This is a genomic window from Neisseria sp. RH3002v2f, from assembly GCF_014596375.1.
Classification (GTDB): Bacteria; Pseudomonadota; Gammaproteobacteria; order Burkholderiales; family Neisseriaceae; genus Neisseria; species Neisseria cinerea.
On the sequence record NZ_MAYZ01000012.1, the window covers coordinates 180,375 to 196,066 of the forward strand.

The following is a 15,692-nucleotide window of genomic DNA, read 5'->3' on the forward strand; positions in this document are numbered from 1 at the left end:
GGCATTTGTTTGGAATAATATGGAAGAAGATTTGATTGATAGACTGCTTGAAACCTTGTGGCTGGATCGGCGGCTTAGTCGGAATACCTTGGAGAGCTACCGGCGGGATTTGGAAAAAATTGCCCGCCGGTTGTCTTTGTGCGGCCAAACCCTGAGGGATGCGGACGAATCGGATTTGGCAGCGGCGGTTTATGTTGCCGGTGAGGAACGAAGCTCCCAGGCCCGTGCATTATCAGCATGCAAACGCCTGTATATATGGATGGAGCGTGAAGGCATGAGGACGGACAATCCCACCCGTTTGCTGAAACCGCCCAAAATCGACAAGAATATTCCGACCCTGATTACCGAGCAGCAGATTTCCCGACTGCTTTCCGCACCGGATACGGATACTCCGCACGGTTTGCGGGATAAGGCATTGCTTGAATTAATGTATGCAACCGGCTTGCGTGTTAGCGAAGCGGTCAGGCTGAGTTTTGGCAATCTGGATTTGGACAGGGGGTGTATCACTACCTTGGGCAAGGGTAACAAGCAAAGGATAGTGCCGATGGGGCGGGAGTCCGTATATTGGGTGGAACGTTACTACAAGGAGGCGCGCCCGTTGCTGTTAAAGGGAAGGTCTTGCGATGCATTGTTCGTCAGTCAGAAAAAAACTGGCATTTCCCGACAGCTGGCATGGATGATAGTGAAAGAATATGCAAGTCAGGCAGGTATCGAACACATCAGCCCGCACAGCCTGCGCCATGCTTTCGCCACACACTTGGTGCAGCACGGATTGGATTTGCGTGTGGTTCAGGATATGTTGGGACATGCCGATTTGAACACGACTCAGATTTATACCCATGTTGCCAATGTGCGGCTACATAGCGTGGTTAAGGAACATCATTCCCGAAATTGAGGCTCTGTTCCCTCATCTGCTTCAGATTAATAAAAAACCAATCGAAAATAGAAATGCGATAAAAAAATACCAAGAGAACCGAGTATCTTAACCTTGCAATACGAACTGTTTTTATTTATATTTGCGTACGATAATAAAAGCCGCTATCAGTATGATAGTTTGAGAACACACGGAGTATAAAATGTTTGTCTGTATCTGCAATGCCGTTACCGACCATCAAATCAAAGAAACTATTGCCGCAGGCGCGACCACAATGGGTGATTTGCAATCGCAGTTGGGCGTGGCAACCTGTTGCGGCTGCTGCGGGGAGCTTGCTGCTTCGTTTTTGACGGCACATAACGCGCAACCGACGGTTACGGCAGGTATTAGCGTTCAAGCATAAAACGGTTTTAAAAATGCCGTCTGAACAGTTCAGACGGCATTTTGCTATTTTCTTTATTAAGGATGTTTTACAATCCTACTGCACGGATTGGCAGTATTTGATATGCCTGTGTCGGGTCGGTACGGTCAAGGTACGGATTCGGGTATTTTTCTTTAAAGGTATCGCTTTTTTAAATAATAAACCATGATTCCGCTATCCTGAAGCTTGTGGAGTGTGGAAACAGAACGGTAAGGAAGTGCTGATGAAACTAACCCTGATGTTTCGCGAATATTGCAGTTTATGCCACAAGATGCGAGACGAACTTAAACCTTTCCAGGATGAATACGGTTTCGGGCTGGATGTGCTTGATGTGGATGATGATCCCGTCTTGGAAGAGAAATACAATGAGCTGGTGCCTGTTTTGTTGGCGGGTGATAAAGAGATTTGCCATTGGTATTTGGATGAAAAAAAGTTGAGGCAGGTTCTCGAATCGTAAAAATGCCGTCTGAAGCAGGACTTCAAACGGCATTTTTAAATTAAATTAACGGTTCTCGCTTTTTTGCGGAACAGAGGACTTGCCGTTAAAGGCAGTACGTTTGAATGCTTGGTAAATTGCTAGTCTTCTTCGATGTTGCATATTAACCCTTTCTTTATTTTATTTGTCGGTTGGGAGAGAATCTAATTTATTGGTTTACTCAATGAGAGAAGTAAGATTAATTGTGAGATGTTATTGACTGGCAATCATAGCATGTTTCGAAGAAAGTGTAGGCATGATTGTGTAAAGATGATAAGCGTTTGTGTAATCATCGGATTTTATAATAAAACCGCCAAGTCTGAGCTTGGCGGCGGAAACGGTATGAATGAGAGGGGGTTAAAGCAGTTTTAAAACAACTTGTGAAAGGGCTTTTTGCCAGTCTGACGGTTTGATGCCGAAATCGCTTTCGATTTTGCGGCAGTCCAAAATGCTATACGGCGGCCTGGAAGCAGCATCCGGATACTCTTCATCCGATACGGCATTCAGTTCGGGAACGGGAAAAGAGGTATCCTGCTGCAATGCCGTCTGAAAGATGTGTCGGGCAAATTCGTACCAAGAGGCGGATTTGCCGCCCGCAAAGTGGTAAATACCGCGTACCGGCGATGATTGCTGCAACAGGCGGATGATGGCGGCAGCTAAGTCGCCGGCATAGGTTGGGCAGCCGGTTTGGTTGCTTACGACGGGTAATGAAGAACGTTCGTTGGCAAGGTTCAGCATAGTTCGGACAAAGTTATCTCCATATTCGCTAAATAGCCAGGAGGTTCTCAGGATAAGGCTTTCCGAATTGGCAGACAGCGCGAGCAGTTCGCCGGCAGCCTTGGATTTCCCATATATGTTGAGCGGATTGGTAAAGTCGCTTTCCAAATAAGGTTTGTTGGCTTGACCGTCGAATACATAGTCAGTAGAAATGTGGATGAATCGGGCGTGGGTTCGGTGCGCCGCCGAGGCTAGGTTGTAAACGGCGGAAGCGTTAACAGCGAATGCCGTGGTTACATTTTCTTCAGCTTTGTCGACGGAGGTATAAGCCGCCGTATTGACAATGGCATCGGGCTGGAAATTTTTTACCATATTGAAGACGGCATCGGCATCGGTAATGTCTAAAGATGCGGAATCCGTTGCAATGGTTTCCCAATCTTCGGGAAGACGGTCGCGCAAGCAGCGTGCCAGTTGGCTTTTTGAGCCGGTCAATAGGATTCTCATGAGGCATTTCCTTTTGTAAGGTATTTATAGATTTGATATTGACATTATAGTGCTAAAATTTTGTCGGTGCTTGGCGTAATGGCATTATTCTGAGCAGTTGTTGCGGAAAAGGTATTGTTTTACGACGATTTCGGCTAAAATACCGTAATCCGATTCTGATTGTTGAGTGTGGTTTCGGTATTGTCTAAGGCATTTTCAGGGTAATGTGAAATGAGTGTAACCAGTTTGGTAAAAATCTACTCCGGTAAAGTACGTGATTTGTACGAAATTGACGATAAACGAATGTTGATGGTTGCTTCCGACCGCCTGTCTGCATTCGATGTAATTTTGGATGATCCGATTCCGGGTAAAGGGGAGATTCTGACGCAGATTTCTAATTTTTGGTTTAAAAAACTGGCTCATATCATGCCTAATCATTTTACCGGCCATACGGTTTACGATGTTTTGCCTGAAAACGAAGCCAAAGTTTTAGAGAAACGCGCCGTCGTGGCTAAAAAACTCACTCCGGTGAAAGTAGAGGCCATTGTGCGCGGTTATCTGGCAGGCAGCGGTTGGAAAGATTATCAAAAAACCGGTTCTGTCTGCGGTATTCAACTGCCTGAAGGTATGCAGGAGGCGCAACAACTACCTGAAGTGATTTTTACGCCATCGACCAAAGCCGCAGTTGGCGATCATGATGAAAACATCAGCTTTGAAGAATGCGAACGCATTATCGGAAAAGAATTGGCGGCGGAAGTACGCACCAAAGCGATTCAGCTTTACACAGAAGCGGCCGAATATGCGAAATCTCGCGGCATTATTATTTGCGATACCAAGTTTGAATTTGGTTTGGATGAAGAAGGTACGCTGACTTTGATGGACGAAGTGTTGACGCCTGACTCCAGCCGTTTTTGGCCTGCAGACCAATACAAAGTCGGTACCAATCCGCCGTCTTTTGACAAACAATTTGTCCGCGACTGGCTGGAGCAAAGTGGTTGGAACAAAAAAGCGCCTGCGCCTAAAGTGCCTGCTGATGTGATTCAAAAAACAGTCGAAAAATATCAGGAAGCATTGACTTTGCTGACTCAGGATTGATTTTGAAGTTTGAAGGCCGTCTGAAAAGAATATGTTTCAGACGGCCTTTTTATTGTATCAATACTGGATTTTAAGGATGGTTGCCTTTATAATCGAGAGTTGTTTTCAGCGACTGAAAGGCCGTCTGAAAGCTTGTTTATAACCTGCCGCACGGTCTGAAACCCTAACTATGCACATTCGGATTTTAGTGTGCATTATTAGTGTTTTAGCAGTGCGGTATTTTGAAAGGAACAATGATGTTCAATAAACACGTTAAGACCTTCCAATACGGTAATCAAACCGTTACTTTGGAAACCGGCGAAATCGCCCGCCAAGCCGCTGCTGCCGTTAAAGTATCTATGGGCGACACTGTTGTTTTGGTTGCCGTTACTACCAACAAAGAAGTGAAAGAAGGCCAAGACTTCTTCCCTCTGACTGTCGATTACCTCGAACGTACTTACGCAGCAGGTAAAATCCCCGGCGGTTTCTTCAAACGCGAAGGCAAACAAAGCGAAAAAGAAATCTTGACCAGCCGTCTGATCGACCGTCCGATTCGTCCTCTGTTCCCTGAAGGTTTCTACCACGACATCCAAATCGTAGCGATGGTCGTGTCTGTTGATCCTGAAATTGATTCTGACATTCCTGCAATGTTGGGTGCATCTGCCGCGCTGGTGTTGAGCGGCGTACCGTTTGCCGGTCCGATTGGCGCGGCACGCGTGGGTTATGTAAACGGCGTGTACGTTTTGAACCCGACTAAAGCCGAATTGGCTAAATCACAATTGGACTTGGTTGTTGCCGGTACTTCTAAAGCCGTGTTGATGGTGGAATCCGAAGCCGACATCTTGTCTGAAGAAGTGATGCTGGGCGCAGTTGTTTACGGTCACGATCAAATGCAAGTGGCTATTAACGCCATCAATGAGTTTGCCGACGAAGTCAACCCGGAAGTTTGGGATTGGAAAGCACCTGAAACCAATGAAGAATTGGTTGCAAAAGTACGCGAAATTGCCGGCGAAACCATTAAAGAAGCGTTCAAAATCCGTCAAAAACAAGCTCGTTCTGCCAAATTGGACGAAGCTTGGAGTGCTGTAAAAGAAGCGTTGATTACCGAAGAAACCGACACTTTGGCTGCCAACGAAATCAAAGGTATTTTCAAACACTTGGAAGCCGATGTTGTTCGCAGCCAAATTTTGGACGGTCAACCGCGTATCGACGGTCGCGACACCCGCACTGTTCGTCCGTTGAACATTCAAACTGGCGTATTGCCGCGCACTCACGGTTCTGCACTGTTTACCCGTGGCGAAACCCAAGCTTTGGCGGTTGCAACTTTGGGTACTTCACGCGACGAGCAAATCATTGATGCACTTTCCGGAGAATACACCGACCGCTTCATGCTGCACTACAACTTCCCACCATACTCTACCGGCGAAGTGGGTCGCGTAGGCGCGCCAAAACGTCGTGAAATCGGTCACGGCCGCTTGGCTAAACGTGCATTGTTGGCCGTATTGCCTGAACCTGAAGATTTCAGCTACACCATGCGTGTGGTTTCTGAAATTACCGAATCCAACGGCTCTTCCTCTATGGCTTCCGTCTGCGGCGGCTGCTTGAGCCTGCTGTCTGCCGGTGTGCCTTTGAAAGCACACGTTGCCGGTATCGCCATGGGCCTGATTTTGGACAACAACAAATTTGCCGTTCTGACCGACATTTTGGGCGATGAAGACCACTTGGGCGATATGGACTTTAAAGTAGCCGGTACAACCGAAGGTGTGACCGCGCTGCAAATGGACATTAAAATCCAAGGTATTACCAAAGAAATCATGCAAATTGCTTTGGCTCAAGCCAAAGAAGCACGTTTGCACATCTTGGATCAGATGAAAGCAGCCGTTGCAGGCCCACAAGAGTTGTCTGCACACGCGCCACGCTTGTTCACCATGAAAATCAACCAAGACAAAATCCGTGATGTGATTGGTAAAGGCGGCGAAACTATTCGTTCGATTACTGCCGAAACCGGTACTGAAATCAACATCGCTGAAGACGGTACCATCACTATCGCTGCGACTACTCAAGAAGCAGGCGATGCAGCGAAAAAACGCATCGAAGAAATCACTGCCGAAGTGGAAGTGGGCAAAGTGTACGAAGGTACTGTGGTTAAAATCCTCGACAACAACGTTGGCGCGATTGTCAGCGTGATGCCGGGCAAAGATGGTTTGGTACACATCAGCCAAATCGCCCACGAGCGCGTACGCAATGTCAGCGATTACCTGCAAGTAGGTCAGGTTGTAAACGTGAAAGCATTGGAAGTAGACGATCGCGGCCGCGTACGTCTGTCTATCAAAGCTTTGCTTGAAGCTCCTGCCCGTGAAGAAAATGCCGCCGAGTAATACTTAGGGATGAAAATGCCGTCTGAACAGGTTTCAGACGGCATTTTTTACGGGTATTGGGAATTAATGAGTGTTACAGCCACAGGACGGCAAGCTTCCATAATGCCCATAATGATACGGATAATCCTGTACACAGGCGGATATATCGGTTTTGCATGATTTTTTTCAGTTGCAGGGAAAAAATGCCGATTGCCAAAAGATTGGGCAGCGTACCCAGTGCAAAGGCAAGCATATATAACCCGCCCGTTGCCGCACTGCCGCTTCCCAGCGCGTAAAGCGACGCGCTGTAAACCAGCCCGCACGGCAGCCAACCCCATAATATTCCGACAGCAAGGCAGGCCGGTATGGATTTTATGGGTAACAGCCGGTTGAGTATCGGGTTCAGATTCCGCCATATCGGTTTGCCGATTTTCTCGATTTTTGCCACCAAGGAAGAAATACCGCTCAAGTATAAGCCTAAAAAGAGCAGCAGGAGGTTGGCGGCTGTGTATAAAATATTCTGAAGGACACGGGTTTGGTCGAGTGAAACGCCGACCTGTCCGATTAATCCGAGAATCAGACCGATTGCCGTATAGCTGCTTATCCGTCCTGTGTTAAGCAGCAGGATCAGCCAAAAGCGGTTGATATGCGGGGGGAGTTGGAGCGCAAACGCGCTGCTTAATCCGCCGCACATGCCGATGCAGTGCGTTCCTCCGAAGAAACCGAGCAGGAACAGGGTTAGGAAAGTGATGTCGTGGTTCATGGACGGCTCATGGTCAGATGTTCGTCGGGGAAAACGGATAATTTCCGGCAGTCCGACCAATAGGGTTTGGCGAGGGCATTCCCCGTGCTGTTAAAGTCTTGAATAAGGATGCGGTTTGTGTCATGAATTTCGACAGTCCTGTAAAATCCGCCCTTTACTGCGCTGTCGGCTGGTTTGCCGTGTGCGTCAAAATACAGGATGGTGCGGTTTTGAAGATGCGCGCAATTTGAAACGGCCGGGTTTGCCGGTATGTTTCGGGTGCAGGCAGCAAGGATTGCACAAGGGAAAAGCAACAGTAATATGCGGAACATGGTGTTTATTGTAATGGGTAACAAACAGTATAATGCTTATTTTAATCTCCCGACGGCGGGAGATGGAAGCATTTCCCTTCGGCACGGGGATTTCGGAATTCGGAAGCAACAGACAATACGGGATTTCGGAACAATCTTAATTGGCTCCGGGGAGTTTTAAGCCTGTGTACGTAATGTAACTAGGGTTTGCTTACTCTAAAATATAATTAAATTTTTCTTCGAATCCATAATCTTCATCTTGTTTCTTAACTCTTTCTAGAACCTTTACTATTTCAGTAAATATACTTTTTAATTGATTTTTTGAGAACATAGCATCTTTCCATACCAAAGTAATCGGTCGTTCTACATTTGTGCTCAATAAATCCCACAAAGCATCAAGATTGTTCCCATAATAATCTTGTATAGAAAATATTTTTGAAATTTGATTATGAAAATCTTGTTCCGTATAAATTTTACTACCGATAATCTCTAATTGCATAAGTTATACTCCTATTTCCAAGTTCCAATTTGTGTTGCAGAGATATAATGATCAGTTGTTATATATAGCAATCCATCGTTAGAATATAACAATCTAGTATCAGTCTGGTTCGATATGAAAACTTTAAAATTTACCAAAATGCACGGTTTGGGCAACGATTTTATGGTGATTGACGCGGTCAGTCAGGATTTTATTCCTGAGCATGCACCGATTGCGGCATGGGCTGACCGTTTCCGCGGCATCGGGTTCGACCAGCTTTTGGTGGTCGGGCGTTCGGAAACCGAAGGTGTAGATTTCCGTTACCGTATTTTCAATGCCGACGGCAGCGAGGTCGAGCAATGCGGCAACGGAGCGCGTTGTTTTGCCCGTTTTGTTGCAGACAAGGGTTTGACCGATAAGAAAGAAATTTGTGTTGAAACGGCCAAGGGCATTATTTTTCCGAAATTGTCCGATAACGGCATGGTTACGGTCAATATGGGCAAACCGAAGTTCATGCCGTCTGAAATACCGTTTGTTCCCGTATCGGACGAGGGAGATGATGCCTGTATTTATGGGGTGCATCTTGAATCCGGCATTCAGCCTGTCAGCTGCGTCAATATGGGCAATCCTCATGCTGTGATTGTGGTCGATGACGTGGAATGCGCGCCGGTGCGCGAAACCGGTTCGCTTATCGAACCGCACAGGCAGTTTCCCAAACGCGTCAACGTCGGCTTTATGCAGATTGTCAGCCGAACCGCGATTCGTTTGCGCGTGTTCGAGCGCGGCGTGGGCGAAACCCAAGCTTGCGGTACGGGCGCGTGTGCGGCTGTGGTGGCGGGTATCCGTCTGGGGCTGTTGGATGAAGGGAAAACGGTAGAGGTGGTTTTGCCGGGCGGGACTTTATATATCGAATGGGCCCGCGGCGGCGATGTGATGATGACCGGCCCTGCGGAAACCGTGTTTGAAGGCGAGTTGGCGTATTCATGATTTTGCTGCATTTGGATTTTTTGTTTGCCTTACTGTATGCGGCGGTTTTTCTATTTATGATATTCCGCGCAGGAATGTTGCAATGGTTTTGGGCGAGTATCGTGCTGTGGCTGGGAATATCGGTTTTGGGGGCGAAGCTGATGCCGGGGATGTGGGGATTGGCCCATGCCGCACCTTTGTTCATTCCCCACTTTTATCTGACACTGGGCAGTATATTTTTCTTTATCGGGCATTGGCGGCGGAAGGCAGACGGAGGGGGGTGGCAGGCAGATGCCGGGCATCCGCTGCTCGGGCTTTTTGCCGTCAGTAATGTATTGATGACGTTTGCCTTCGCCGGTGTGTGCGTGTTGGCGTATTATTGGTTTTCGGGAACGGCCCAAGTGTTCGTATTTTCGGCATTGCTTAAACTTTATGTGCTGAAGCCGGTTTATTGGTTTGTGTTGCAGTTTGTGCTGATAGCGGTTGCTTATGTGCATGGCAGGGGTATAGACGGGCGGCCTTCCTTTCTGTTCAGTGGTTCGCAGTTGCGCCTCGGCATGTTGACGGCAGCGTTGATGCAGGTCTCGGTACTGGTGCTGCTGCTTTCAGAAATTGGAAGATAATACGGTGCGGCCGTATTGGAACAAAAAGTTATAAAGAAAGAAAATTTGGGTATTGGTTTTTCAGACGGCATAGGTTTAGGATACGGCCATATCTGAAATTTGTTTATGGTTCGGCGTGAATACTCTGTAATTGGACAGGATGTTGACAGTAGATTGCGTGCCTTACTATCGAAATTTTATTATTCAGGAGCAGAAGATGAAAATTGCAAACAACATTACCGAATTGATCGGCAACACCCCATTGGTCAAGTTGAACCGTCTGACCGAAGGTCTGAAGGCGGAAGTTGCCGTGAAGCTTGAATTCTTCAATCCGGGCAGCAGTGTGAAAGACCGTATTGCCGAAGCAATGATTGAGGCTGCCGAGAAAGCGGGTAAGATTAATCAAAATACCGTCATTGTCGAAGCAACCAGCGGTAATACCGGTATCGGTTTGGCGATGGTATGTGCCGCACGCGGCTACAAATTGGCGATTACCATGCCGGAGAGTATGAGTAAAGAGCGTAAAATGCTGTTGCGTGCGTTTGGTGCAGAGCTGATTCTGACACCTGCCGCCGAAGGTATGGGCGGCGCGATTGCGAAGGCGCAATCATTGGTCGATGAACATCCCGACACCTATTTCATGCCGCGTCAGTTCGATAATGAGGCAAATCCCGAAATCCACCGCAAAACAACCGGGGAGGAAATTTGGCGGGATACGGACGGCAAAGTCGATGTCTTTGTTGCTGGTGTCGGAACAGGCGGTACGATTACCGGTGTGGGCGAAGTGTTGAAAAAATACAAACCGGAGGTTCAGGTAGTTGCCGTCGAGCCTGAAGCTTCTCCGGTATTGAGCGGGGGTGAAAAGGGTCCTCATCCGATTCAAGGTTTGGGTGCAGGCTTTATCCCCAGCATTTTGAATACGGCTGTTTATGACAGCATTTCCAAAGTACCTAACGAGGCGGCATTTGAAACTGCCCGTGCCATGGCGGAAAAAGAAGGCATTTTGGTGGGCATTTCTTCCGGTGCCGCGGTTTGGAGCGCGTTGCAGCTTGCCAAAGAGCCTGAAAACGAAGGCAAATTGATAGTCGTGTTGCTGCCTTCTTACGGGGAGCGTTATCTTTCCACGCCATTGTTTGCAGATTTGGCATAAAGCTTTAATCTGATTGTTGGAACGTTCGGGCGCATTTTGCGGCATTGGTGTAACACCGTACCGCAAAATGCGTTTTTGCATATTTGTCAAAAATCTTCGGTTTCAGACGGCATATTTGCTGGCTAGATGGTCGTTTTTCCGATTGGACGGCTGTCGGATGGAGAAGGGAGGGAATGTTGGACGGGAACGGTAAAAAATATGCTGTACCATTGCTGGTGCTGGGTTGTGTGGTGTTCGGATTGGGCAGCCTGATTGTCAGGTTTGTACCCATCGGATCGTATGCGATCGCCTTTTGGCGGTTGGCGGTTTCCAGTTTTGTTTTTTGGCTATTGACCCGATTTTCAGGCCAACAGTTTCCAAGAAACAGGAAAACCATCCGATATGCAATGACGGCAGGCGTTTTTCTTGCTTTTGATTTGGCGCTGTGGCATGAAAGCATACATGCGGTTGGTCCCGGTATTTCAACTCTGCTCAACAGCCTGCAAATTTTCTTCTTATCGGCAATCGGTTTTTTCTTTTTTAGGGAGCGGTTGGGCTGGCTTCAGATGCTCAGCTTGGTGCTGGCGGCCGTCGGTATGATGATGATTTCAAGTCCCGAATTTGTACGCAATGGTGATGCCGGTTGGGGATTTGCCAGCGGTTTGATGTCAGGATTGATGCTTGCTCTGTCTATGGTGTTTGTGCGTAAAACCCATGAGGTTGGGCAGGCAGACCTTTTCCCTGTCATGATGATTTTGAGTTTGGGCGGCGCGGTATCGCTGATTGTTCCGGCATTGCTGATGGACGGCGGGGCGCTTTATCCGACTACATGGCGGGATGCCGGTTTGGTGTTTGTGTACGGCGTGGTGATGCAGTGTTTTGCATGGGCGATGATTGCCTATGCCATTCCGTTACTTTCCCTATCGCTGACGGGGCTGTTGCTTTTATCCGAACCGGTTGCCGCCTTGTTAATCGATTATTTTGGGTTGGGCAAACCGATTGACGGTGTGCAGTGGGGAGGGGTGGTGCTGACGCTTTCGGCAATTTATCTCGGTTCGCTGAAACAGCAGTCTTAACATTGATTCCATCAAGGTAGTATCGGCAGTTTTCTGTGCAAAACCTGAGTTACCGGACTGATAGGCAGGAAAATCCGACAACGTTAGACCCGCCTGCAAAGGTGAGGAATAGCAAATGCCGTCTGAAACTATTTTCAGACGGCATTCTTGGCTTTCTGGTTTAGCGGATTACCGTACCGGCCCGGCTGAAATCGCCGAAGTTCATCAGAATGAAGGTTGCCTTACCGACCACCAGCTTGTCATCCACAAAGCCCCAGTAGCGAGAATCGGCACTGTTGTCGCGGTTATCACCCATAGCGAAATAGCGTCCTTCGGGAACCTGACATACAAAACCGCTGCCGTCGTCGGCATATTGGCAATGGTTCAGACCGCTCTGCTCTATGGAGTAGCCGTTTTCAGACATGATATCGGAGGTATATTTGCTCAATACGGGTAGGGAAACGGCCGCTTGCCCTTCTTTTTTCAGAATATTGAATGATCTGCCGTCCAGACCGCTACGGAACATATCCGTGTTGTGGATTTCGGAAGAGTCGGTGTCGTCGTGATAACTGTATGTGCCGTCAGGAATATCAGAAGCCGGTTTTCCATTTACTGTCAGAACTTTATCCCGATATTCGACAATGTCGCCCGGGATGCCGACAATACGCTTGATGTAGGTCATGTCCGGCTGCAGAGGATAATTAAAAACGACGACATCGCCCCGTTCGATTTTGCCTGTGGGGATAAATACATTGTTTAAAACGGGTACGCGCAAGCCGTAGGAAAATTTGCTGACCAAAATGAAATCGCCCTTGATTAGGCCCGGGCGCATGGAGCTGGATGGAATTTGGAACGGTTCGGCAATAAACGACCGGATGAGGAACAATACCAAAACGGTAGGGAAGAAACTGCCGAAATAATCGCCGAAGTGGCTGCTTTCCGAGATTTCGGGATGAGTCCTCAGGCGGTACTTATATACCCCCCAAACCGTACCGCACAATACAACGCAAATCAGAAAAACGGCGGTAAAGCTCATAAACAGGGATAGGGCGGCAAAAACGCCGACCACCATCAGGATATAGGCGTATTCAAGGCTGGAACTCCACTCTCCGTTTTCCTGCCGTTTCTTGTCGCTTTTGAAATAAAGGATGATGCCGGCAAGCAGCGCCGCCGCCGCACCCAACATTAGCATTGTGTTCATTGTTGTTCCTTAACGGTTAAAAACCTGCCCGTCCGTGCAACCGTTTTTAAGAGGCGGTAAATCACAAAGTTTGTTTGCGGACGTGCTCTCTTGCAATCAGGGCGGTTTAAGGGGCATGATGCGCTGCCCCGTGTGCCGGATATTATTTGTCGCTTACCTGCAAAATCGCCAAGAACGCGCTTTGCGGGATTTCCACGTTGCCCACTTGTTTCATGCGACGTTTGCCTGCTTTTTGTTTTTCAAGCAGTTTTTTCTTACGCGTAATATCGCCGCCGTAACATTTTGCCAAAACGTTTTTACGCAGGGCTTTGACGTTTTCTCGGGCGATAATCTGGCTGCCGATGGCGGCTTGGACGGCGATGTCGAACATTTGGCGCGGAATCAGTTCGCGCATTTTCGATGCCAGCTCGCGGCCTCGGTGAACCGAGCTTTGACGGTGGACAATCAGGCTCAGCGCATCGACTTTTTCTCCGTTGACCATAATGTCGAGCTTAATCAAATCAGACGGTTGGAACTCTTTGAAATGGTAGTCCAACGAAGCATAACCGCGCGAAGTCGATTTGAGTTTGTCGAAGAAGTCCATTACGACTTCGTTCATGGGCAAATCATAAGTCAGCATGACTTGGCGGCCCATGTATTGCATATTGACTTGTACTCCGCGCTTTTGGTTACACAAAGTCATGACGTTGCCGACGTATTCCTGCGGCACGAGGATGGTCGCAGTGATAATCGGCTCGAGAATAGTTTCGATGCTGCCGATGTCGGGCAGTTTGGACGGATTTTCGACTTCGATTTTTTCGCCGCTCTTCAACACGACTTCGTAAACCACCGTCGGCGCGGTGGTAATCAAATCCATGTCGAACTCGCGCTCCAAGCGTTCCTGTACGATTTCCAAGTGCAGCAGGCCCAAGAAGCCGCAACGGAAGCCGAAGCCCAGAGCCTGAGAAACTTCAGGCTCGAATTTTAGCGAAGCATCGTTAAGCTGTAATTTTTCCAAAGCGTCGCGCAAGGCTTCGTAATCGTGGCTTTCTACGGGGTAGAGACCCGCAAATACTTGACTTTGTACTTCTTGAAAGCCGGGCAGCGGCTCTGAGGCGGGGTTGGCAACCAGTGTAACCGTATCGCCGACTTTCGCCTGTCCCAATTCTTTTACGCCGGTAATCAAAAAGCCCACTTCGCCGGCTTTGAGTTCTTGCTTTTGAACTGATTTCGGTGTGAATACGCCCAGCTGCTCAACTTGCGTTTCCGCTTTGGTGCTCATAAAGCGGACTTTGTCTTTCAGTTTGATGGTGCCGTTTTTCACTCGAATCAGCATGACCACGCCGACGTAGTTGTCAAACCATGAATCGACAATAACTGCTTGCAACGGCGCGTTTTCATCGCCGGTCGGTGCGGGGATTTTGGCAACAATTTCTTCTAAAACGTCTTCCACGCCGATGCCGCTTTTAGCAGAACATTGCACTGCGCCAACGGCATCAATACCGATGATGTCTTCAATTTCCTGCTCTACGCGCTCGGGTTCTGCGGCAGGCAAGTCGATTTTGTTCAAAACAGGCACGACTTCCACACCCAAATCAATCGCGGTATAGCAGTTCGCCACGGTTTGCGCTTCGACACCTTGAGATGCGTCAACCACCAAAAGCGCACCTTCGCAGGCAGACAGCGAACGGGAGACTTCGTAAGAGAAGTCGACGTGTCCCGGCGTGTCAATCAGGTTGAGTTGATACACCTGCCCGTCGCGTGCTTTGTAGTTGAGCGCGGCGGTTTGCGCTTTGATGGTGATGCCGCGCTCTTTTTCGATGTCCATGGAATCGAGCACCTGCGTACTCATTTCGCGCAAATCCAAACCGCCGCAGTATTGGATAAAACGGTCGGCAAGCGTCGATTTACCGTGGTCGATGTGGGCAATGATGGAGAAATTTCGGATATTTTTCATTAGAGTTATTTTGAATGTTGAACAGTGGGTTTTAGAAATGCCGTCTGAACAAACAGCGGTGCGTCCTAATGTCGGGCGCAACGGGATAAACAGCCCGACATTCTAGCGGAAAACGGTTGTTTTGGCATGATTCGATAAAGGGTTTATAAAGATTTGACAATCTCCGCCACCATTTTTGCGGAATTTGCCGCCGCAGTTTTCAAGAACTCATCAAAGCTGATGTCTGCTTTTTCATCTGCCGAATCGGAAACCGCGCGGATGATGACAAACGGCGTGTCGAGCTGGTGGCAGGTTTGGGCGATTGCTGCTGCTTCCATTTCCACTGCCTTGACTTCGGGGAAATGGCTGCGGATTTCCGCCACGCCTTCGCTGCTGTGGACAAAACGGTCGCCGCTGACAATCAGGCCTTGTTCTACCGCCGCGCCTTCAAACACTTCCGCCGCTTGTTTTGCTTTGCTGACCAAGAGGCCGTCTGAAACAAATACGGCGGGCAGTTGCGGCACTTGTCCCCAAACATAGCCGAACGCCGTTACATCGACGTCGTGGTGCGCGATTTCCGTGCCGACCACGACATCGCCGACTTTCAAACCCTTGCCCAAGCCGCCCGCGCTGCCGGTGTTGATGACGCAGTCCGGCTCAAACTGATGGATAAGCCAGGCAGTCGAAACCGACGCGTTTACTTTGCCGATTCCGCTTAAGGCGAGCACCATGCGTTTTCCTGCCAATTCGCCTTCATAGGCGGCAAACTTGCCGAAAGAGATGGCTTTGACATTTCCCATCGTTTCGCGCAAGAGCGCGATTTCCTGTTCCATCGCACCGATAACGGCTACTGTTTTCAAAGACATATTGTTGACCTGCTTATAAATTTCGG

The 15,692-nt window shown here is 48.5% G+C and carries 16 protein-coding genes; 9 read left to right on the plus strand and 7 right to left on the minus strand.

Annotated elements, in window-relative coordinates; genetic code table 11:
• Positions 1 to 19 precede the first annotated feature (19 nt).
• The 3 genes from xerD to BBW69_RS01675 all read left to right on the plus strand — a co-directional run bounded on the left by xerD (position 20) and on the right by BBW69_RS01675 (position 1,752).
• Positions 20 to 895, plus strand: a complete 876-nt coding sequence (xerD, locus tag BBW69_RS01665; protein ID WP_039854632.1) for a site-specific tyrosine recombinase XerD — start codon at positions 20 to 22, stop codon at positions 893 to 895.
• A 181-nt stretch (positions 896 to 1,076) separates the two neighbouring features.
• Complete coding sequence (locus BBW69_RS01670) at positions 1,077 to 1,277, plus strand: (2Fe-2S)-binding protein (RefSeq protein ID WP_003677538.1); 201 nt, start codon at positions 1,077 to 1,079, stop codon at positions 1,275 to 1,277.
• Positions 1,278 to 1,518: 241 nt separating this feature from the next.
• Positions 1,519 to 1,752 (plus strand): glutaredoxin family protein, encoded by a 234-nt coding sequence (locus BBW69_RS01675; protein WP_025456684.1) that lies wholly within the window; start codon positions 1,519 to 1,521, stop codon positions 1,750 to 1,752.
• 375 nt (positions 1,753 to 2,127) lie between these two features.
• Here BBW69_RS01675 and rfbD read toward each other — a convergent pair whose 3' ends face one another.
• Complete coding sequence (rfbD, locus tag BBW69_RS01680; RefSeq protein WP_003677543.1) at positions 2,128 to 2,991, minus strand: dTDP-4-dehydrorhamnose reductase; 864 nt, start codon at positions 2,989 to 2,991, stop codon at positions 2,128 to 2,130.
• A gap of 210 nt (positions 2,992 to 3,201) precedes the next feature.
• On the opposite strand from rfbD, the gene BBW69_RS01685 reads away from it, so the two are divergent.
• A complete protein-coding gene (locus BBW69_RS01685) occupies positions 3,202 to 4,065 on the plus strand; it encodes a phosphoribosylaminoimidazolesuccinocarboxamide synthase (RefSeq protein WP_003677544.1) in 864 nt (287 codons plus the stop codon).
• 233 nt (positions 4,066 to 4,298) lie between these two features.
• Positions 4,299 to 6,422 (plus strand): polyribonucleotide nucleotidyltransferase, encoded by a 2,124-nt coding sequence (pnp, locus tag BBW69_RS01690; protein WP_188210186.1) that lies wholly within the window; start codon positions 4,299 to 4,301, stop codon positions 6,420 to 6,422.
• Positions 6,423 to 6,495: 73 nt separating this feature from the next.
• Here the strand turns inward: pnp and BBW69_RS01695 are convergent, their stop codons facing one another.
• From BBW69_RS01695 to BBW69_RS01705, 3 genes are all read right to left on the minus strand, one after another.
• Positions 6,496 to 7,164 (minus strand): sulfite exporter TauE/SafE family protein, encoded by a 669-nt coding sequence (locus BBW69_RS01695; RefSeq protein WP_188210187.1) that lies wholly within the window; start codon positions 7,162 to 7,164, stop codon positions 6,496 to 6,498.
• Positions 7,161 to 7,475 carry a lipoprotein gene (locus tag BBW69_RS01700; RefSeq protein ID WP_039854580.1) on the minus strand — a complete coding sequence of 105 codons (315 nt, stop codon included), beginning with the start codon at positions 7,473 to 7,475 and terminating at the stop codon, positions 7,161 to 7,163. The genes BBW69_RS01695 and BBW69_RS01700 overlap by 4 nt, the downstream gene beginning before the upstream one ends.
• Before the next feature lie 190 nt (positions 7,476 to 7,665).
• Entirely contained in the window at positions 7,666 to 7,953 is a 288-nt protein-coding gene (locus BBW69_RS01705; RefSeq protein WP_188210188.1) for a barstar family protein, read from the minus strand.
• A 114-nt stretch (positions 7,954 to 8,067) separates the two neighbouring features.
• Between BBW69_RS01705 and dapF the strand changes: the two genes are divergently transcribed.
• From dapF to BBW69_RS01725, 4 genes are all read left to right on the plus strand, one after another.
• On the plus strand, positions 8,068 to 8,919 hold the full coding sequence (gene dapF / locus BBW69_RS01710) for a diaminopimelate epimerase (protein ID WP_188210189.1): 852 nt from the start codon (positions 8,068 to 8,070) through the stop codon (positions 8,917 to 8,919).
• Entirely contained in the window at positions 8,916 to 9,521 is a 606-nt protein-coding gene (locus BBW69_RS01715; RefSeq protein ID WP_188210190.1) for a hypothetical protein, read from the plus strand. The genes dapF and BBW69_RS01715 overlap by 4 nt, the downstream gene beginning before the upstream one ends.
• A 196-nt stretch (positions 9,522 to 9,717) precedes the next feature.
• The gene (gene cysK / locus BBW69_RS01720) at positions 9,718 to 10,650 is read left to right on the plus strand and encodes a cysteine synthase A (RefSeq protein WP_039854582.1); all 933 of its coding nucleotides are present in this window, start codon (positions 9,718 to 9,720) and stop codon (positions 10,648 to 10,650) included.
• Between the two features lie 176 nt (positions 10,651 to 10,826).
• Positions 10,827 to 11,705: a DMT family transporter gene (locus BBW69_RS01725; RefSeq protein WP_370628299.1), complete on the plus strand. Its 879-nt coding sequence runs from the start codon at positions 10,827 to 10,829 to the stop codon at positions 11,703 to 11,705.
• A 160-nt stretch (positions 11,706 to 11,865) separates the two neighbouring features.
• Here the strand turns inward: BBW69_RS01725 and lepB are convergent, their stop codons facing one another.
• The 3 genes from lepB to BBW69_RS01740 form a co-directional block, all read right to left on the minus strand.
• Positions 11,866 to 12,885 (minus strand): signal peptidase I, encoded by a 1,020-nt coding sequence (gene lepB, locus BBW69_RS01730; RefSeq protein ID WP_188210192.1) that lies wholly within the window; start codon positions 12,883 to 12,885, stop codon positions 11,866 to 11,868.
• Between the two features lie 142 nt (positions 12,886 to 13,027).
• A complete protein-coding gene (gene lepA / locus BBW69_RS01735) occupies positions 13,028 to 14,821 on the minus strand; it encodes a translation elongation factor 4 (protein ID WP_003677561.1) in 1,794 nt (597 codons plus the stop codon).
• A 143-nt stretch (positions 14,822 to 14,964) separates the two neighbouring features.
• A complete protein-coding gene (locus BBW69_RS01740; protein ID WP_188210193.1) occupies positions 14,965 to 15,666 on the minus strand; it encodes a 5'-methylthioadenosine/adenosylhomocysteine nucleosidase in 702 nt (233 codons plus the stop codon).
• Positions 15,667 to 15,692 lie beyond the last annotated feature (26 nt).